Source organism: Microbacterium sp. 22242 (genome assembly GCF_052045495.1).
In the GTDB taxonomy this organism is placed as follows: domain Bacteria; phylum Actinomycetota; class Actinomycetes; order Actinomycetales; family Microbacteriaceae; genus Microbacterium.
On the sequence record NZ_JBQEOZ010000005.1, the window covers coordinates 175,868 to 195,578 of the forward strand.

General features: G+C 67.0%; 17 protein-coding genes. 7 read left to right on the top strand and 10 right to left on the bottom strand.

Going from position 1 to position 19,711, the window contains the following annotated elements:
• Positions 1–116 precede the first annotated feature (116 nt).
• Positions 117–2,003, top strand: coding sequence for a bifunctional metallophosphatase/5'-nucleotidase (locus ACTJJZ_RS07435; protein WP_440720541.1), 1,887 nt, complete (start codon positions 117–119; stop codon positions 2,001–2,003).
• 124 nt (positions 2,004–2,127) lie between these two features.
• Here the strand turns inward: ACTJJZ_RS07435 and ACTJJZ_RS07440 are convergent, their stop codons facing one another.
• The 9 genes from ACTJJZ_RS07440 to ACTJJZ_RS07480 form a co-directional block, all read right to left on the bottom strand.
• Complete coding sequence (locus ACTJJZ_RS07440) at positions 2,128–2,952, bottom strand: glutamate ABC transporter substrate-binding protein (protein WP_440720542.1); 825 nt, start codon at positions 2,950–2,952, stop codon at positions 2,128–2,130.
• Between the two features lies 1 nt (position 2,953).
• Positions 2,954–4,687: an amino acid permease gene (locus ACTJJZ_RS07445; RefSeq protein ID WP_440720543.1), complete on the bottom strand. Its 1,734-nt coding sequence runs from the start codon at positions 4,685–4,687 to the stop codon at positions 2,954–2,956.
• A gap of 299 nt (positions 4,688–4,986) precedes the next feature.
• Positions 4,987–5,226 (bottom strand): SRPBCC family protein, encoded by a 240-nt coding sequence (locus tag ACTJJZ_RS07450; RefSeq protein WP_440720544.1) that lies wholly within the window; start codon positions 5,224–5,226, stop codon positions 4,987–4,989.
• Positions 5,223–5,417, bottom strand: a complete 195-nt coding sequence (locus ACTJJZ_RS07455; protein ID WP_440720545.1) for an SRPBCC domain-containing protein — start codon at positions 5,415–5,417, stop codon at positions 5,223–5,225. Before ACTJJZ_RS07455 ends, ACTJJZ_RS07450 begins: the two co-directional genes overlap by 4 nt.
• A gap of 86 nt (positions 5,418–5,503) precedes the next feature.
• Positions 5,504–5,932 carry an ATP-binding protein gene (locus tag ACTJJZ_RS07460; protein ID WP_440720546.1) on the bottom strand — a complete coding sequence of 143 codons (429 nt, stop codon included), beginning with the start codon at positions 5,930–5,932 and terminating at the stop codon, positions 5,504–5,506.
• A complete protein-coding gene (locus tag ACTJJZ_RS07465; RefSeq protein WP_440720547.1) occupies positions 5,922–6,254 on the bottom strand; it encodes an STAS domain-containing protein in 333 nt (110 codons plus the stop codon). Before ACTJJZ_RS07465 ends, ACTJJZ_RS07460 begins: the two co-directional genes overlap by 11 nt.
• Entirely contained in the window at positions 6,251–8,212 is a 1,962-nt protein-coding gene (locus ACTJJZ_RS07470; RefSeq protein ID WP_440720548.1) for a glycosyltransferase family 2 protein, read from the bottom strand. The genes ACTJJZ_RS07465 and ACTJJZ_RS07470 overlap by 4 nt, the downstream gene beginning before the upstream one ends.
• Positions 8,209–9,363, bottom strand: a complete 1,155-nt coding sequence (locus ACTJJZ_RS07475; RefSeq protein WP_440720549.1) for a PP2C family protein-serine/threonine phosphatase — start codon at positions 9,361–9,363, stop codon at positions 8,209–8,211. The genes ACTJJZ_RS07470 and ACTJJZ_RS07475 overlap by 4 nt, the downstream gene beginning before the upstream one ends.
• A 171-nt stretch (positions 9,364–9,534) precedes the next feature.
• Positions 9,535–10,908, bottom strand: a complete 1,374-nt coding sequence (locus tag ACTJJZ_RS07480) for an Nramp family divalent metal transporter (RefSeq protein ID WP_440720550.1) — start codon at positions 10,906–10,908, stop codon at positions 9,535–9,537.
• A gap of 200 nt (positions 10,909–11,108) precedes the next feature.
• On the opposite strand from ACTJJZ_RS07480, the gene ACTJJZ_RS07485 reads away from it, so the two are divergent.
• From ACTJJZ_RS07485 to ACTJJZ_RS07505, 5 genes are all read left to right on the top strand, one after another.
• Positions 11,109–11,408 (top strand): DUF7882 family protein, encoded by a 300-nt coding sequence (locus ACTJJZ_RS07485; protein WP_440720551.1) that lies wholly within the window; start codon positions 11,109–11,111, stop codon positions 11,406–11,408.
• Between the two features lie 252 nt (positions 11,409–11,660).
• Positions 11,661–12,341 carry a GntR family transcriptional regulator gene (locus ACTJJZ_RS07490; protein ID WP_440720552.1) on the top strand — a complete coding sequence of 227 codons (681 nt, stop codon included), beginning with the start codon at positions 11,661–11,663 and terminating at the stop codon, positions 12,339–12,341.
• 155 nt (positions 12,342–12,496) lie between these two features.
• A complete protein-coding gene (gene trxA, locus ACTJJZ_RS07495) occupies positions 12,497–12,886 on the top strand; it encodes a thioredoxin (RefSeq protein ID WP_440720553.1) in 390 nt (129 codons plus the stop codon).
• On the top strand, positions 12,883–13,986 hold the full coding sequence (locus ACTJJZ_RS07500; RefSeq protein WP_440720554.1) for a flavin monoamine oxidase family protein: 1,104 nt from the start codon (positions 12,883–12,885) through the stop codon (positions 13,984–13,986). The genes trxA and ACTJJZ_RS07500 overlap by 4 nt, the downstream gene beginning before the upstream one ends.
• Entirely contained in the window at positions 13,983–14,810 is an 828-nt protein-coding gene (locus tag ACTJJZ_RS07505; protein WP_440720555.1) for a VOC family protein, read from the top strand. Before ACTJJZ_RS07500 ends, ACTJJZ_RS07505 begins: the two co-directional genes overlap by 4 nt.
• Positions 14,811–15,491: 681 nt before the next feature.
• Here the strand turns inward: ACTJJZ_RS07505 and ACTJJZ_RS07510 are convergent.
• Positions 15,492–15,986 (bottom strand): hypothetical protein, encoded by a 495-nt coding sequence (locus ACTJJZ_RS07510; RefSeq protein WP_440720556.1) that lies wholly within the window; start codon positions 15,984–15,986, stop codon positions 15,492–15,494.
• Between the two features lie 139 nt (positions 15,987–16,125).
• On the opposite strand from ACTJJZ_RS07510, the gene ACTJJZ_RS07515 reads away from it, so the two are divergent.
• The gene (locus tag ACTJJZ_RS07515; RefSeq protein WP_440720557.1) at positions 16,126–19,632 is read left to right on the top strand and encodes a hypothetical protein; all 3,507 of its coding nucleotides are present in this window, start codon (positions 16,126–16,128) and stop codon (positions 19,630–19,632) included.
• Positions 19,633–19,711 lie beyond the last annotated feature (79 nt).

Here is a 19,711-nt window from a genome sequence, read left to right on the forward strand (position 1 = left end):
CGTCGCATGCTCGCCAGGGTGGAGAACACCGGCCAGCGCGCTCATCTGCGCAGAGCGACCGAGTGTTCACGCGTCGTTGTTGTCCGCGCATCCCGGGCATGGTTTCATCGGGCTTCATGACAGATGAAACACATCTCCACCGCCATGCCGACGCGCCGGAACCCCGCTGGTGCTCGTGCGCCGTCCCCGACGACGTCGAGCAGGAGCGCCGCTCTGGACTGAGCCGTCGCGGATTCCTGTCCGGGGTGTCCGCGGCGAGCGCCCTCGCCGCGGCCGGCTGGGTCGCGACGAGTTCGGATCAGGCCTCCGCGGCCGCCGGCGGCATCGGCAAGTCCGTGACGATCACGATCATGGGCTCGTCGGACATCCACTCGCACGCGGTCAACTGGGACTACTACAAGGACGCCGAGTACGGCGACAAGGCCGGCAACGTCGTCGGCCTGTCCCGGGTGTCGAGCGTCGTGAATCAGATCCGCGCGGACCGCGGGCGCGAGCGCACGCTGCTGTTCGATGCCGGCGACACGATCCAGGGCACACCGCTCGGCTTCTACTATGCGACCGTCGACCCGATCACGAAGGGCGGCGCCATCCACCCGATGGCCGCCCAGATGAACGCGATCGGCTACGACGCCGTCGCCCTCGGCAACCACGAGTTCAACTACGGCCTCGACTTCCTCGACACCTGGATCTCGCAGATGCAGGCCCCGGTGCTCGGCGCCAACGCCGTGCACGCCGGCACGACGGTGCCCGCATACACCCCGTACACCATCAAGACGCTCACGATCCCGGGCTTCAAGCCGATCCGCGTCGGCGTGCTGGGCCTGACCAACCCGGGCATCGTGATCTGGGACAAGGCCAACGTGAGCGGCAAGCTCGAGGTGCTCGACATCGTCGAGACCGCGAAGCGCTGGGTGCCGGTGATCCGCGACCAGGGCGTCGACGTGCTCGTGGTGAGCGTGCACTCCGGCGACAGCGGCACCTCCTCGTACGGTGACGCCCTGCCGAACGAGAACGCGGCGGGGATCCTCGCGGAGCAGGTGCCCGGCATCGACGCGATCCTGTTCGGACACGCGCACAAGGACATCCCGCAGCGCTTCGTCGCCAACGCCACCACCGGGCAGCAGGTCGTGCTCAGCGAGCCGATGTGCTGGGGCCAGCGGCTCAGCGTCTTCGACCTCGAGCTGCAGCAGGTCAGGGGCAAGTGGACGATCGTGTCCAAGAAGGCCACCAACGTCAACACCAACACCGTCCAGGACGACCCGGCGATGGTCTCGCTCGTGCAGGCCCAGCACGACGCCGTGGTCGCGTACGTGAACAAGCCGGTCGCGACGTCCACCGAGGAGCTGTCCGCGGCGGAGTCGTGCTGGAAGGACACGGCGATCCTCGACTACGTCAACAAGGTCCAGGTGGACACCGTCGCGAAGGCGATCGCCGGCACGCCGGAGGCCGCGCTGCCGATCGTGTCGATCGCGGCCCCGTTCAACCGCCAGGCGACCTTCCCCGCCGGGCAGGTGACCATCCGCGACGTGGCGGGCCTGTACATCTACGACAACACGCTGATGGCGTCCGTGCTCACAGGCGCACAGATCAAGGACTACCTGGAGTACTCGGCGAAGTACTTCCAGCAGGTCCCGCCCGGCGCACCCGTGGACCCGGCGAGCTGGACGAACGCCGCGAGCATCCCGGACTACAACTACGACCAGTTCTCTGGGGTGACCTACGACATCGACATCTCGCAGCCGCAGGGATCCCGGATCCTGAACCTGGCCTGGGACGGCACGCCGGTCGATCCGGCACAGAGGTTCGTGGTCGCGGTGAACAACTACCGGCAGTCCGGCGGCGGCGGCTTCCCGCACATCGCCACCGCGCCGGTCGTCTACAACGCGCAGGTCGCGATCCGCGAGGCGATCGTGTCGTACGCCACGGCGGCGGGCGTCATCGATCCGAAGGACTTCCACGTCGTGAACTGGCAGCTGGTGCGCGCGGGGACGCCGGTGTTCTGAACCGGGGCGTCCTGAACCGGGGGGTCCTGAAAAGGGTGTTCCGACCGGGTGTCCTGATCCGGAGAGGTCCCCCTGCCCGTCGACCGGGGAGGGGGACCTCACACCTTGCTGCGGCCGGACCGGCCTACTTCACGGTCGGGGGCGCCGGGATCGCGTAGCCGGACGGCGCGATGTTCGCGTCGAGCGACTTCTTCCACGCGCCCGACGAGATGTACTCCTTCAGCGCCGAGCGCACCTGGTCGAGGCGGTTGTCGCCCTGCTTCAGGCCGATGCCGTAGTCCTCGTCGGTGAACCCCTTCCCGATCACGCGGAGTATGCCCTTGTATTCGGGGAGCGTCGCGAACCCGGCCAGGATCAGGTCGTCCGTCGACACCGCGTCCACGGTCCCCGCGGCGAGGTCGCGCACGCACTCCGACCAGGACGGCACCTTCACCACGGTGATCTTCCCCCGGTAGTGCGCGGTGAGATAGTCGATCGAGGTGGTGCCGGCGGCGGCGCACACCTTCTTGCCGTCGAGCGTCTCAGGACCGGTGATCGTGTCGTCGTTGCGGCGGATCAGCAGGTCCTGATGCGCCACGAAGTACGGCCCGGCGAAGGCGATCTGCTTCTCCCGCTCGGCGGTGATCGAGAAGGTCGAGACGACCATGTCGACTTTTCCCGAGGTGAGCGCGCTCACCCGCTCGTCCTGGTCGAGGCGCTGCCAGGTGATGTTCTTCGTGGGCACGCCGAGCCTGCCTGCGACGTAGTTGGCGGTGTCGATGTCGAACCCGGCGTAGCCCGCGTCCGTCTTCAGGCTCACTCCGGGCAGATCGTCGGCGATGCCGATCGTGAGGGATCCGGATCCGGTCGCGCTGTTGTCGCCGGTGCTGGTCGGGGTCGTCGAGGAGCATCCTGCGGCGAGCAGAGAGGCGGCCAGCAGGCCGACGGCGACGGCGGTCAGGCGGCGCATGTCACTTCCTGCCTTCCCTGTGCTCGTCGTCGGGATCCGGCGGGTTCTTGTCCGGCTCCTCGAGGTTGTCCCATTCGTGCATCTCGAGGTGCGCAGGGCCGTGCGCCGCGTGCTCCTCCTCTTCCTCCGCATCCTCATCGTCGTCGTCCCACTCGTCGGTCTCGAACTGGACGGTGCCGAGCGCGGCGATCGACTCGGTGCGCGGCCCGGACGGCTGCGGCGGATAGCGCAGCCCTGAGTCGGTCCACTTGCTGAGCATGCGGCCGCCGGTGTGCGCGAAGACCCTCTTCTTCACGATCAGCCAGCCGAGCTCGAAGATGACGATGAGCGCGGGGATCCCGATCACCACCACGACGAAACCCGTCTTGTGCCAGAAGTACGGCGAGGCCTGCCAGCCGGAGATCGCCATGCCCACGAGCACGAAGACCAGGAAGGCGAGACCGAGATAGCTCGTCCACGGAGTGCCCGGCGCTCGGAAGGCGCTCGGCGGGAGCACTCCCCTGTCGGTGAGTCTTCGCAGCCGCAGCTGGCAGACGAAGATCGTGCCCCAGGTGAACACCACCGCGATCGAGGCCGCCTCGAGGGCGATCTCGAAGGCGTCGGGGCTGACCGCGTTCAGGATGGATCCGAACACGTAGACCACGGCCGTCATCACGATGCCGGCCCAGGGGACGCCGGACTCGCTCATCCTCAGCGTGAATCCGGGCGCCTGCTTCGCCATCCCGAGGCTGCGCAGCACCCGGCCGGTCGTGTACAGCCCGGAGTTGAGGGACGACATCGCCGCGACGATGAGGATCGCCTGGATGACGTTCGCCATCCAGGGCATGCCCATCCGGCCGAACACGGTCACGAACGGGCTGATGCCCGGCGTGAACTCGCTCGTCGGCAGGATGCACACGAGCAGGAGCAGCGCGCCGCAGTAGAACACCGCGATCCGCATGATGACCGAGTTGACGGCCTTCGGCACCTCGCGCTTCGGATCCTCCATCTCCCCCGCTGCGATGCCGACCATCTCGATCGCCGCGTAGGCGAACACGACGCCCGACATCACGATGATCGGCCCGTACCAGGCGAAGCCTCCTCCGGTCGGCCAGAAGCCGCCCGGATTGGACCACAGGTTCTGGATCCCGGCGCGGTGCCCGCCCACGTCGAAGCTGAACGCCACGACGATGATCCCGACGACGATGAACACGACGATCGCGGTCACCTTGAGCACCGACGCCCAGAACTCGAACTCGCCGAACGCCTTCGCCGAGAGCAGGTTCACCACGAGCACGACGGCCAGCGCGATGAGCACGGTGGCCCAGGTGGGCATCTGCGGCCACCAGTACTGGATGTACAGGCCGACCGCGCTCAGCTCGGCGATGCCGGTGAGCGCCCAGTTCGTCCAGTACATCCAGCCCGTGTAGTACGCGGCCTTCTCGCCGAAGAACTCGCGCATCCACGACACGAAGGCGCCGGACGTGGTGCGGTACAGCACCAGCTCGCCGAGCGAACGCATCAGGAAGTAGGCGATCACGCCGACGAGCGCGTAGCTGAGCACGAGCGCGGGTCCGTTGCTGTGCAGACGGGACGCGGATCCGAGGAACAGGCCGGTGCCGATGGCGCCGCCGATCGCGATCATCTGCACCTGCCGCCGGTTCAGGCTCTTCTTGTAGCCTGCCTGCTCGGCAGCGTGCTCGGCACCGTGGCCGTCTTCGGCGTGCGGTGTCTGGGTGGCATCGGTCTGCGACATGCGATCCCCCGTCTCTCTGGTTTCGCCGGTGGGCGGGCCGCAGGGCGGCTCGTGGCATCGGCGCTGACGTGGTACCGACAATGGCACGGTTTCTGCACCGCGGGCAACGGATCCGCGGCGCGCCGCCCCGCAGCCTCCCGGCAGCACTCCCCCAGGATGCCGGCTCCGCGGGACCTCGTGGAGGAGTTCGTCGTCGAGGCGAACCGCCTCGTGGTCGCGAACCTGCCCGGGCTCAGCGCCCAGTGGACTCGGAGATCTGCGGCCGTCGCTCAGCGAGTCTTGCCACGGCGGCGAGTCGGTCACTCCCGCTGTTCGGCGATCTCCTTGACCGTCTGCACCAGGTCGTCCCACATGGCCTTCGAATGCATCGCCGCGGCCTCGTCCGCGTTGTTGTCCTGGCTGAGCGTCAGCTCGACAGGGCCGTCGCCCGTGATCGTCCAGGTCAGCGTGTGGTGGTTCTCCGGGACGTCCGGCTTGCCGGTGAGCGGGCTGAAGTGCGTGCAGACCAGACGCCGCCCCGGTTCGGCCTCGAGGATCACGCCCCTGTCCTCATAGGCCTTCCCTGCCACTCCCCCTGCCAGCGGATCGGGCTCCCCGGCTTCCAGTCGGTGAGGACGGTCGTGCCGAACATGAACTCGCGCACCGCCTGCGGGTCCGTCAGCACCTGCCACACCCGGTCGGCGAACGCGTCGATCCTGATGCGCGACGTGGCGACGTGATCCTCGGACATGCTCTGCTCCCACCCGCTCGGCCCCCGCATCCCATCATCCGCCGGAATCCGGGGCGGGTACAGGCCGAGACGGGTGGAAGCTGCGATCAGTCCGCGGTGGACGCGCCGTCCGCGTGCCGGACGAGCACCCAGGTGTTGCCTGCAGGATCGGCCCGATGCGACAGCTCGTCGAGGACGGCGACCGCGAGCGCGAGCCCCCGTCCGGATTCCGCCTGCTCGCCGGGGAGTCGCACGGCGGCCCAGTCGATGCGGACGGGGTCGGCGTCGTCGCGGATCTCGGCGGACAGCCGGTCGGCGCCGACTTCGAGGTGCGCGGACATCGTGACGGGACGGGTGCTGTGCTGGGCGATGTTCGTCGCGACCTCGCTCAGTGCGAGAGAGAACAGGGTGCGGTCGCGTTCCGGAACGGCAGGGGCCTGCGCGAACAGTCCGTCGAGCGTGCCGAGCAGCTCATCCACGAACGGGAGGTCCGCGGCGCCGCGGACCGTGCGGGTCAGACGCCCGTCACTGCTCATCGAATGCCGTCTCCGGCGTCGCGTGGCTGCTGAGGACCCGGTCGAGGTTGGTCAGCCGGAGCACGGTGCGCACCGCCTCCGGCACGGCGGCGATGCGCAGGTCCCCGCGGGCGAGCCTGGCGCACTTGAGACCGCCGATGAGCGCGCCCAGCCCCGACGAGTCGATGAACTCGGTCTCGTGGAGGTCGATCACGATCTTCCTGGTGCCGGCGTCCACGAGGTCGCTCACGGCGTTGCGCAGCTGCGGGGCTCCGGACGCCGTGAGACGTCCCGCGATCGCCACGATCGCGACGTCGCTGTGCTCCCTGGTCGTGATGTTCATGCCTCTCCTCCGCTCGGCGGGACTGCGGTTCGTGCGGCGGGGCCGCGATAGCGAGCCGCCTGGATGATGACGCTGAAGACCAGGAGGTCGTAGAGGACCCACACGGTGTTGACGAGCGTACCGGTGCCGTCTCCGGCGCCGACCAGCACCCTGATCACTCCGACGACGAGTGCGACCACGAGGACGACCATCGCGGCGAGCTGCGGCCAGATCTCGCGCCAGGGCACCCCGCGCGGATCCCGGCCGTCCTTGCGCGTCACCGCGAAGCTCAGCGGGCGGCCCAGGACGACGTTCGCGAACGCGGTCCCGCAGGCCCGGATCCAGACCGGGAAGAGCGCGAGCGAGTACTGCTGCCCGCGCCAGGTGCGCATGCCGCGTCCGACGACGAGGAAGAGCGCCTGGTTGAGGAGGAAGTACGGCAGGAAACGCAGGAAGAAGTCGGCGCTCCACGCGGCGACGGGCATGATCCCGAACAGCAGGTAGATGACGGGTGCCGCCAGGTAGACGACGGCGGTGAAGCCCGACAGGTAGCTCCACATGGTCGCGAAGTACATCAGGCGCTGCCCCGCGGAGAGCCCGCGTTTGACCAGCGGGTTGTCCCGCAGCATGACCTGGATCGTGCCCTGTGCCCAGCGCAGGCGCTGCGTGAGCATGGTGCGCAGATCCTCCGGCGCCAGCCCGTGCGCGAGGATCTCGTGGTGGTAGACGCTGCGCCAGCCCAGTGAATGCAGCTGCATGGCCGTCGCCATGTCCTCGGTGACCGAGATCGTGGCGAGCGGCAGCACGGGCTGCGCCTCGTGTCCTCGGTCGATCCGCAGCACGTCGAGCAGCCGCGTGACGGCCTGGACGGCCCCGAGCGGCGACAGCTCGACGGTCGCGAGTTCGTCGAGGGCGGTGTCGTCGACGATCACCGCGTCCAGTTCCGCATCGCGTTCGATCGGAAGCCGGGCGATGGTCTCGAGATCCGCGCGGATCTGCGCGACGTCACCGGCCACGAGCTCCTGCGAGGCGCGGTGCGCCACCCGCCGCACGTGGTTCGTGGCCTCGTCGATCGGGGTGCCTTCGGCGATGCGCCTTCTCGCGTGTCCGATCGCGTCCCGCACGAGCAGCAGCTGAGCCGCGAGCGACTCGTCGTCGGTGCGCCGCGCCTCCCGCGCGAGCAGGGCCGATCCGGTGCGCAACGCCTTCTTCGTCGAGGTGGTGATGTCGCGCACGTAGCCGACGATCCCGAGCTGCATCAGCGCGTCCCGGCGGAGCACCGCGTTCGAACCGCAGAAGAAGGCGGCGTTCCAGCCGTCCTTGCCCTGCTGGATCGGTCCGTAGAACAGCGGGGCCTGGCTGCCGAGGGGATCCGCCTCGTCGACGTTCGTGAAGTACTGCGGGGTCTGCACGAGTGCGACCTCGGGGTCGTCGGCGAAGTACCCGAGCGTGCGGTGCAGGATCAGCGGATCCGGGATCTGATCGGCGTCGAGGATCAGCAGGAATTCACCGTCCGTCCGGAAGAGAGCGTTGTTCAGGTTGCCTGCCTTGGCGTGACGCGGCTTGCCCGTCCAGTCCTCGGAACGCGTGACGTAGCCGATCCCGGCGCTCTCCGCCGCCGCGCGGAGCGCGGGGCGTGCTCCGTCGTCGAGGATCCAGGTCTCATGCGGGTAGGCGATGCGCTGCGCGGCGGTCGCCGTCGTCATCACCAGCTCGAGCGGTTCGTCGTAGGTCGTGATGAACACGTCGACCGTGCCCTGCGGCGCCGAGGTCGGCCGGGGGCGATCCTTCGCCCGCCACATCGTGAGACAGAACAGGAACGTGTCGACGAGGCTGCACGTCTCGGCGAGGACGAGCGGCACCGCGATCCACCAGGCCGACCAGTTCACCGAGTCCAGCCACCGCCAGGCGACGTAGTCCACCCCGAGCAGCACCGAGAGCAGGGCGAGGATCCGGATGGCGATGAGCCTCGCGGTCACCGGTCCCGCCTGACGACGAGGACGGTGATGTCGTCGGTCGCGCGGTCGCCCCGCGACAGCCGCATCGCCTCCGCGACAGCCCCGCGGGGGCCGAGATCGCGGATGACGCGCTGGACGTGCCCGAACGGATCGTCCTGATCGAGCACGTCGATCAGGCCGTCGCTGCAGCAGACGAAGCAGTCCCCCACGCCGAGCTCCGCGATCACCGCTTCCCGCGCCTCGAGGCCGGCCCCGCCCATCCCGAGCGGCAGGCCCATCGACCGCAGCCGCTGCCAGCCGCCGTCCGCACGCACGATGAAGCCGAGACCGTGCCCTGCGTCCACGAGCTCGATGCGCCCCGTGCCGGCCTCGATGTCGGCGTGCACGACGGTGACGAACATGCCGACGTCGCCGAGATCCTCCTCGAGCAGACGGTCCGCCTCGTCGACCGCCTCCGCGAGGGGGCGGTGCGGATCCGTGCGCAGCGAGGCCCTGACTCCGGCGGCCACGAGAGCCGGTCCGGCGCCCTTGCCCATCGCGTCGGCCAGCGTCACACGCAGCACGCCGTCGCGCACGGCCAGGTCGTAGAAGTCACCGGAGAGCTGTCCTCGGGACATGGAGTCCGCGGCGATCGTGTAGCCGTCGAGGTCAGGGACGCTCTGCGGACGAAGGGCCCGCTGGATCACCTGAGCATGGTCCAGCTCGGAATCCTGGTTCAGCTCGGTCTGCACCCAGAAGGCGAGGTCGCGCAGCAGGTCCGCCTGCGATTCGGTGAAGTCGTGCGGGACCGTGTCGAGCACGCAGAGCGTGCCGACGGGCTCGCCGCCCGGGGCGAACAGCGGGTGTCCGGCATAGAAGCGCAGATGCGGATCGCCGGCGACATACGGGTTGTCCGCGAACTCGGCGGTCGCCGTCGCGTCCTCGATCACGAGCGTGCTCTCCAGCCGCACGGTGTGGTCGCAGAAGGAATACTTGCGCGGGCCCTCCGAGCGGCGCAGCCCGATCTGCGACTTGGCCCACTGGCGGTCCCGGTCCAGGAACGCGACGCTGACCATCGGCACGCCGAACATCTCCTTGGCCAGCCGCGCGACGCGATCGACCCGTTCATCCGGCGGGGTGTCGAGCACGTTCATCTTCTCGAGCGCGGCCTGCCGCTGTTTCTCGTCGATCATCCTGTCCCCGGTGTCCCGGCTCCCCACGAAGAGCCGCCTGGCCTCATCCTAAGCCGGGTTCAGCATGCCGATATCTCGATATTCCGGAAAAGACGCCTCTTCGCGACCATCGGGAACGACGCCCCGCGCGACGCCCATCCGTGGTTCTCCGGTGGGCGGAACAGGGCGGCTCTAGCCGCCGGCGATCGTGTACCAGACGCCGTAGGCCCCTGCGACGCACATCAGCGCCGTGGTGAACCAGCCCAGGGTCGCGGCGAGCTTGCCGTTGCGGTGCTTCCCCATGATGGCCCGGTCCCGGGAGATCAGCATGAGGATGATCAGGAAGGGGCCGGCGGCGATGCCGTTGACGATGGCGCTGAGCACGAGGAGCCCGATCGGGTCGGTCGAGGCGACGGCGAGGATCGTGCCGCCGATCATGCCGAGGCCGAGCAGGATGTAGAAGAGCGGCGCCCGGCGCGGGCTCTTCTCCAGGCCCCAGTCCTTGTTGATGAGCGCAGCGAGCCCGGCGGCCCCTGCGGCGGCGAGCACGGGCACCGCGAGCATCCCTGATCCGATGAAGCCGAGTGCGAAGAGGGCGCTGGCGAAGCTCCCCGCGATGGGCTCGAGCGCCTTGGCCGCCTCGGCAGCGCTCGAGACGGTCTTGTGGTGCGCACCCAGGGTCGCGGCGGACGACGCGATGATCGCGAACATGATGAGGACGCTGAAGGCCATCCCCGTGAAGACGTCGACGCGCGCGTTGCGCAATCGTCGGCGCGCTTCCGGCCTCGGACGTTCGTCGAGGGCGGGAGCCTCGTCACCGCCCCGGTCCTCGTCGCGCAGCTCCTCGATCCGCTGCGCGGACTGCCAGAAGAACATGTACGGCGAAATGCTCGTGCCGAGGACGGCGACCGCAAGGCCCAGGTAGGCGGGCGTGAAGCGGAACTGCGCGCCGACCAGGCCGCTCATGACACCGCCCCAGTCGACGTGGGTGGCGAACAGGACCCCGACGTAGACGAGCAGGACCAGGCACAGCCACTTGAAGATCTTCCCGATCAGCTCGAAGGAGCCGAGCATCACCGTCACGAGGATCAGGACTCCCGCGACGATGCTCCAGATCCAGGCCGGCCCGGCATGCAGGAGCTGCATCCCCTGACCGATCGCATTGAGGTCGGCGGCGAGGTTCAGACAGTTCGCCGCGATGAGCGCGACGATGAGGATGCCGATCGCGATGCCCACACCCCGTCGGAACTTGCGCCGGATCAGCATGCCGAGGCTGTCGCCCGTCGCCAGCGCCATCCTGTCGCAGATCTCCTGCACCGCCATCATCAGGGGCAACGAGAGCGGAACGGTCCACAGCAGTCCGTTCCCGAATGTCGCGCCGGCCTGCGAGTACGTCGCCACCCCGGACGGGTCGTCGTCCGCGGCGCCGGTGACGAGTCCCGGCCCGAGCACCCGGAAGAAGCGGACCAGAGGATTGCGCTTCTTCCCGGAGCGAGCAGTGTCGCCGTCGCCGTCCCCGGGACCGGGTGCGCTCTGGGGAGTGGCGATGTCGCCCGTATCGACCATCCGATCTTCCTTCCGCTGAATGGCGGAAGCCCGCCGATAGACGGTCACATGCATGCCACGGCAGGGACAAGGGGCTTGCATTACCCGGACGCGACTGCTTCGAACTGCGTGGGGCGACGGCCGGCGACGCATTGTCGCGAGTGGCGCTCCGATGCACAACCCCTTGGGACGAAGAGGAGCCGCGCATCTACGGTGCCCCGATGGGCACGCTCACGTACGGGGTTGCCGAACACTGCGTCGAGATCGAAGACGTCACTCTCGAGCACCTCGAAGTCATCATCACCGCGAAGCTCCTCCGCGGTGAGAGCGTCCTTCTGAGCGTCGACGCCGCACGCCCCGACGGAGCGGATCGAATCTGGTTGCGGCCCACGATCCCGATCCGGTTCGACTTCAGGAGCCCGGCACCGCCGCCCCTCGATCCCGAGCGGATCAGCGATCTCGCGGCCGCGGTCGATCGGCCCGGCGGACTGGTCGTGCCCGACCCGAACGGGCTCCGCTGAATCCGTAGCAGAACACGGCGGCACGAGGTCTACTGTCGTCCTCATGGGGTTCCTCTTCTACGGCAGCGCGGAGTACGCGGTCGAGATGGAAACACCTCAGGGGGCATCCTCATCCCGGACGGGAACGTCGTCGGCTGACGGAAACACGAGATCCCTGTCCATCCCCTGGTCTCGACAAGGAGTTTCCCCGGGGACCGAGCCGTTCGATGCAAGTTGTATCCTTCTTGCATCGAGTCAGCGAGACGGGGATCCATGGACCAGACCAGCGCGGCTGAAAGGGCCTACCGCGCGATACGCGACGGGATCCTCGAAGGGACGTATCGGCCGGGCGACATGCTGGGCGAGGCCGCCCTGGCCGGGACGCTCGGAGTGAGTCGCACACCGGTGCGTGCCGCGCTGGGCCGGCTGCAGGACGAGGGCTGGATCGTGATCTACCCGAAGCGCGGCGCACTGGTGCAGGGGCTCTCCGCAAGGCAGGCCGCCGAGCACGCCGACGCCCGTCTGGTCCTCGAGACCACCTCGGTCGGACGAGCGGACCCCGATCGTCGCAGCGAGTTCGCCGACCTCCTCGACGCCTCGATCGCCGAGCAGGTCGCCGCCTTCGAGGCCGGCGACGTGCGGCGCTTCATCGACCTCACCCTCGCCTTCCACCGCGGCTTCGTCGAAGCAGGCGGCAACGCGGTGCTTCTCGAGCTCTACGATCGCCTCGCCGACCGGCACCGTCACCTGCTGTTCGCAGGCGGGGACCGGCTGCTCACCCGATGCGCGGAGATCATCGACGAGCACCGCACTCTCACGGCGCGGCTGCGCGACGGCGAGACCGACGCCTTCGCGGCCGCCCTCAGCGGCCACATCTCCGAGACGGGGCAGCCGGCGAGCACGGAGCCGCCGTTCGGCAGGGTCTTCACCCCGGCGTTCGGCACACGCGGCTGATACAGCCGGTCGGGTCTCTCCCCCGCGGGGCCTTCCCGAGTGCGTCGTATGCCGACATCTGGGATACATGTTGCGCATTAGCCGTATGCTGGGGGCAGCCGGTCGACGCCCCGTGATCGGCCACCGTCTCGCGACCAGGCAGGAAGGGCGACCAGATGACCACCCGAGACCTCACCCTCCAGGACTTCGAGCAGGCCGTCTCCGGTGACGGCATCGTGCTCGTCGACTACTGGGCGGCGTGGTGCGGCCCGTGCCGCATGTTCGCGCCGATCTTCGAGCAGGCGTCGGAGCGCCACCCTGACATCGTGTTCGCCAAGGTCGACACGGAAGCCGAGCGGGAACTGGCCGCCATGGCCCAGATCACCTCGATCCCGACGCTCATGGTGTTCCGCGACGGGATCGGGATCTTCTCCCAAGCGGGCGCACTGCCCCCGACCGCGTTGGAGTCGCTGATCGAGCAGGTGCGCGCGCTGGACATGGACGCGGTCAAGACGGAGATCGAGACGGCCATCGAAAGCGGAGCCGAGGGCGGGGAACGAGGATGACCACCCAGGTCGCCGTCATCGGCGCGGGCGTGGCCGGGCTCAACGCCGCGCGCCTGCTCTCCGCATCGGGCGTGTCCGTCGAGGTGTTCGAGGCGCGTGAACGCCTCGGCGGCAGGGTGCTCACGGTCGACGGCTCCGCAGCGACGAGTGACGACGGGTACGATCTCGGCGCCTCGTGGTTCTGGCCTCGTGTCCAGCCCGCGATCGCTGAGCTGGTCGACGTGCTGGGGATCGAGGCCTTCGCGCAGAACAGCACCGGCGACGTCGTGTTCGAGCGGATGTCGCGGGAGCCCGCGGGCCGGTACCGGGGTCTCCCGCAGGAGCCGGAGAGCATGCGGCTCCGCGGTGGCAGCGCCGCTCTCGTGCGGGCGCTCGCCGATCGGGTCCCCGCCGATCGCATCAACCTCGGGGCCACCGTCACCGGTCTCGAGCTGACCCCGGGCGGAGTCCGGCTGCAGGTGCAGGACGGGTCCGGCACGCGGTCCGTCGACGCGCAGTACATCCTCGCCGCGCTGCCCCCGCGCCTGCTCGCCGCGACGATGACGTTCTCCCCCGCCATCCCCGCCGCGACGGCTGCGCTCTGGCGCGGCACCCCGACGTGGATGGCCTCGCAGGCGAAGTTCTGCGCCCTCTACGAGACAGCCTTCTGGCGGGACGCCGGACTCTCCGGGACCGCACAGAGCATGGTCGGACCCATGCTCGAGATCCACGACGCGACCACCGCGTCCGGGAGTGCGGCGCTCTTCGGCTTCCTCGGCGTCGGTCCTGTCGAACGCGTCGCGATCGGCGAGGAGGCCCTCACCGACGCATGCGTCGCCCAGCTCGCCCGTCTGTTCGGCCCCGATGCGACCAACCCGACGGCGACGCTGTTCAAGGACTGGGCCGCCGACCCGCTCACCGCCACCGCGGACGACCCGACCTCCACGGGCCATCCGTCGCATCGGGAGCCCTGGGTGGAGGGCGACTGGGCGGATCGACTCGTGCTCGCCGGCAGCGAGACCAGCACGCGGGAGGCGGGCTACCTCGCGGGTGCCGCCGAGGCGTCCGCCCGTGCCGCTGCGACCGTCCGCCGCCGGCTGACCGAGGGAGAAACCGCATGACGATCAATCGGCGCATCGACCACCTGGTGCTGGCCGTGCACGATCTGACCGCCGCGGCGGAGTTCTACCGGGCGCTCGGCTTCCAGGTCGGCGCGCGCAACCGCCACCCGTGGGGAACCGAGAACCACGTCGTCCAGCTCGGTTCGTCGTTCCTCGAGCTGATCACCGTCGCCGACAGCGCTCTCATCCCCCCGCACGCCCCGGGATCCTTCAGCTTCGGCGCCTTCGTGCGGGACTATCTGACTCTCCGCGAAGGACTCGCGATGTTCGTGCTCGACAGCGCCGATGCCGCAGCGGACGCCGCCGACTTCGCGCGGGAGGGCATCGGCGCGTTCGCACCGTTCTCGTTCGAACGCGCCGGGCGCGCCGCCGACGGCAGCGAGACGCATGTCGCGTTCACTCTTGCCTTCGCGCAGGACGAACGCCTGTCCGAGGCGTCTTTCTTCGTCTGCCAGCAGCTCTTCCCGGAGGCGTTCTGGAGCCCCGCGTTGCAGCAGCACCCGAACGGTGCCACGAACGTCCTCGCGGTCGACCTCGTCGTGCCCCGCCCGGCCGACCACATCGCCTTCCTCGAAGCCTTCACCGGCGTCGCCGCCACCGCCGCGGGCCACTCGTACGCGCTCGCGGAGCACGGTGAGCTCCGCGTCGAGGCGGGCGCAGCTCCCCACGGCTTCACGGGATTCATCATCGCCGTGCCCGAGCTCGACGATGTGGCGGCGCGACTTGAGCGGGTAGGCGTGCCGTTCGCTGCCGCCTCGGATCGCCTCGTCATCGGTTCCGAGCACGGCTTCGGGGCCGTGATCACCTTCCGCGACGTGCGCTGACTCCCGATCTCCCGCGCAGCCATCAGCCTCGCGGCGGCCCCCCGGGACGATGTCCTGGTGAACAGGTCGCTGGCGAGGTGCATCCATCGCAGCCGGTGGATCCGCCCGGGCCGGACGAGGATGACACACCCGACCCATCGACACGTCCCGGCCTCTAAGCCCGGGTTCGCCTCTCCCCTGCCGGGAACGACAGAGGCCCGGAGCACTGATCTTCCTCAGTGTTTCCGGGCCTTCTCTGTTGGCTGGCGCTATCGACCTCTGTTCTAACCATTTGGAGGGATGCTTTACCCCCGATCAACTGCGGAACTGGCGGTGCTTGGCGACAGAGATGAAGGTTCGAGCGGTGCGGCTTCGTATCAGCCGCAGAAGCTCGGCAAACGGCTCGGGGCTGTCCGGGTGAATGAGCTCGTCCGTCGAGCTCGAGCTGGTGAGAGCGCCCGATCGCTGGCGGGCGAACTCGGCGTCGCTCCTTCCGCCCTAATCCGGCTGCTGCGGGAGCAAGGCGTCACGGTGCAGCGGCGCAAGGTCAGCGAGCATGACGCTGCCGCGATGGCGCAAGCATTCGAAGCCGGCGCAACGATGACTGAGCTCGAGGAGCGGTACGGCCTGTCCCATGGTGCTGTGTACCGGGCGCTACATCGGGGCGGGGTGGTAATGCGGGCGAGTGTACCAAGGAGGAGGTCAGCGTGAGAGGTCTTCGTCTATATCGATGGGGATGTCCTTATCGAGGTGCACCTCGGGATGCTGCTTGGCCAAGTCATCACGGGCCAGTTGGAGCAGTGCTTTGGCGAGATAGTGGAGATCGATCTGCGGACGAGAGACGGCCGAGACGCGGATGGAGTGGGTCTTGGTCTTGCTGTTACCGACTGGGGAGGTACCGGTAGCGGCCTGACGGTCCGTGGTCAGCATCGAATTGGATCGGCCTTCGCGGTAGGCCTTGAGGGCTTCATACGCACGGCCGGCCTTCTGTGGCAATGCGGGGAAGGCCTTGGTGATGGCAGCGCGGTGGGCCAGAGCATCGTCGTCCCACATGAACTCGGACGGGGCGTAGAAGTCGTGGAGGTCATGCTGAGCCCAGCCGGGAAGCTCAGCAAACACCGCACCCTCCATCTCGTTCCAGAGTTCGATCAGGAAGTGACGGTGCGTGAGGTAATCCCGGTTGGTCAGTCTTGGCATGATGGACGACCTACTATGCGCTCTTCTCCCGGGATCGCAAAGCATGAGCGGCGCCCTTCGGGTACACCACGCTAATTGAGAATAGGTCTTTACACGTCGGCGGAAATGATGCATATTCCGAATAGGAAGGATCTTCTAAATGACAAGTGACTCAACAAATCAGCCTCCCGCATCTAAGTCGCCTCAGCTCAGACCGGCGCTGTTTGATGAACGCCGGCGAGACATCCATACGGCGCTAACTGAGCGGAGCGACGTATTGGCGAGCTACTACAAGTCAGCGATCGATCAGTTGTCAACACCGCCGACACCAGGAACTGAACGAATTCGAGTGTCTCTGATCTGCCACGCGATCCGTGAGCTGATAAATTCGCTGCCCTGGGCAATGGGAACGACGTCGTCAGAGAGGATCAAGCCGTCGAGCAAGGACCTGCTCAGCAAGCTCCCGTCGTCACGAGTAGATCTCGAGGGCGGCGAAAAGATGGTGTCTGTGCCGCGGCCGATCGCAACCTGGCTCGATCGGCTCCTCGTAGCTGCCGACCTTGAGAGTCGACGGGTTAGAGACGACCTCGTGGCGTTGCTCGCCGACGCTCCTCAGGCTGACCACCCTCTCGTCACGCCCTGGAACCAAACTCGAACATGGTTTGTTGATTGGGCGCATTTTGAACGGATGCCGGTGGGCACTAGGGCTCTGCCGTCAGATGCTCAGATCCTTGACCACCTACGCCTTGTGGAGGACGTTATTCAAGCGAGCACCGCAGCGTTCTTTGACGCGCGTGAGGCGATCGACGATGTCCTCACTGCAGCAAACGCCGCAGCAGACAACGCCGAAGATGGCGAAACTGGCGCGTTCAGGGTGCCATCAAAGGCCGAAGTCGTTGCTGCGCTGAGCACACTACATACCCTTCAGCATCGTCGCGTGTTCTTCGAGGGTCTGAGGAACCCTCGTTGGGTGAAGCCACTCATGAACGCCAAAGCGTTTAACCACCCTCCGGAGCCTGTGCGTGAGGACAACGGCTACATCCGTGAGGCATATTGGCCAGAGGTTGATTACCTCATCCGTGCGGCGCCGCTTGTTCCCCAGGACGTTGTCGATGTCCTCCGCCGATTGAAGAGCAGCAGCAACTCGTGGGTGCGTCGAGCGACGTTTGAGATTGCACGAGGGCTTCCTGCTTCTGAGGCGATTCGCCTAAGAGAACTTATCCAGGCGTGGAACCCAGAATTTGGTTGGCGTACCAACCCGACCGACCTAACGGGACTTGCGCGCATTCTGCTTGGAGGCAACGATCGCAAGTTTGGAATCACTTTCACCAACATGTTGTTCACTCCGCGGCGAGATGCCGACGCAGGTAGGCCATCTACAACGCTTGAAGAGTACTGGTACATGGAGGAACTGCCGGCAACTGTTGAGGCACTCGGCGACTCAGCACTGGTTGTAGCGACCAGGTGGCTGCGACAGTGGGAGGAGTTCAGCGGCAAGTTCTCGGACGCGATGGATATAACCAGCCTCGCCCGATCCGACATCGGAACCCGCGACGGGCGATACCTTGACATCGAGCAAGCGCTCATCGATGCCGTCCGCAACACCGCCATCCGGAACATGGCAACCGACGCGAGGCGCGTCGTCCGAACCCTGCTCACCCAGCCTATGATCGTCCTACGCAAGATCACCCTTCATGCCGCCGCGCGTTCGCTCAGCGCCACGTCGGAGCCAAACCCGGAGCTCATCGAGGTTGGGCTGGAGCTGCTCGCTGATCCGGCGTCCCATGATTCACCGTGTCGCGTGGAATTCGCCGACCTGTTCATTGCGCTTCGCGAACACAACCAGCCGGTCGAGAACGCTCTCCAGCAGGCCCTCGACACAGGGCCTCTCGGGTCCCGCGAGCACTTGATTGCGGCCATCCGCGCGCGAGAAGGTGTTGGCGCCGACATCGAAACGCGCGCAGACGAAGAGATGGAGCATTGGCAGCAGCGCTTGCTTGCCACCATTGGTGCCGAGCATCTCCCGCAAGCGAATGTCGATCGTCTCCTGGATCTCGATGATCGGCTCGGCGCGATCAAGGCGCCACGGGAGCCAGACTTCAAGTCCTCAAGCTGGACAGGCCCCACAAGTCCCACGAGCCGGGAACAGATGGAGCAGATGCACCCGGCACAGTTGGTAACGCATCTGGAGGACTGGCGCTCCGGAGATGCATGGATGGGCCCCAGTCACGAAGGCATGGGTCGCGTGCTTGAAGAGCTCATCGCCGAACATCCCGACTCCCTCCGGGACGTTCCATCCCTGACTGACCGCCTGCGACCGACCTACCTTCGCGCGATTATGTCCGGATGGAACACGGCGTGGAAGAACGGACTGTCGCTCGACTGGCAACAAGTGCTGGATGTGTCAGCGAACATCCTCGCCCACGACCAGGCGAGTCCGATCGCCAGAGAAGGTCAAGATTTCGATGACGACCCTGACTTCAGGTACGCAAAGCAGGCCACCATCAGATTCCTCGTCGATATCGCACGCCCGAACTCTGAGCGAATCGTGGCCGAAGCGGAGCTATCGGAAATCGCACAACTTCTGCTCGGCAGCTTCGACGACGAGCAAGCATGGGCAGAGTATGCGGCGCGGGAAAGCGGCGAAGGATCCGATCCCCTTACCGTCTCACTGAACTGGCAGTGGCCAATCATGCTGCGCGGACTGATCAATCTCGCCGCCCACGGCCCCACGACAGCGTGGTCCGAGCGCTCCTTGGCCACGCTGGAGCGAGAACTACGCCGCGACGACAAGGCTGGCGCGGGGTATGCCGTCCTTGGTGAGGGATTCGCCCAACTCTTCAACAACAACCCCGAGTGGTTGACCGCACACATTGATTCGCTGTTCGGGAGTGAGACCGCGCTCACACATGACCAACAGATTGCGCTGACCACGACGCTCGCTACCCATAACGTACATCCAAAGATTGTGGAGCTGCTGCGCGGTCCGTTGCTCGCCGCATTGCGAACGCAAGAGCCACTCGCCATCGGATGGAGAGACGATCCAGGCGCTCAGGAACTCATCGGGCGATGGATCGTGACATGCATCATTTGGGACGCGATCACACCCGATGATCTACTTGTAAGAATGTTCTTCACCGACACACCGCCTGCAGTACGCGGATCTGTCATCGGACATATCGCGTGGTCATTCATGCACTCCGACCACGTTGACCCGGCAATCAGGATGCGACTCGAGAAACTGTGGGATGAGCGGGTCGCCCACGTACGAGAGACACCGGAAGACAGCGCCGAACTCGACGACTTCTATTGGTTCGTCCAGAGCAAGAAGTTCGAGACTAGTTGGTGGCTCCCGCGGTTGCGGCAGGCTGCTGAGCTGGATCCAACACTGAGCACACGCGGGATGATCGGCGAGCAGCTCGCTACTGCAGCCCCGGACAATCCGCACGACGCCCTCCATGCGCTACGTGCGCTGATCGACCACAAGGACGACAGCGGGATGAAGGATTATGACCTCCGCGAGTATGCGACACCGGATGTCATCGCAGCGTCCCTCGACTCCGGCGACACTGCATTGCAGCGGGATGCTACAGAGCTCATGAACAAGCTCGGCGCAGACGGGATGACCGATCTCAAGGAACGCGTCAGCAAGCTGCGCAAGAAGTGAACGTTGTGACAGACACAACGAGCATCGGTACATCCAACAGAGCCGACGAACTCGCCGAAAACATGTACCGATACCCAAG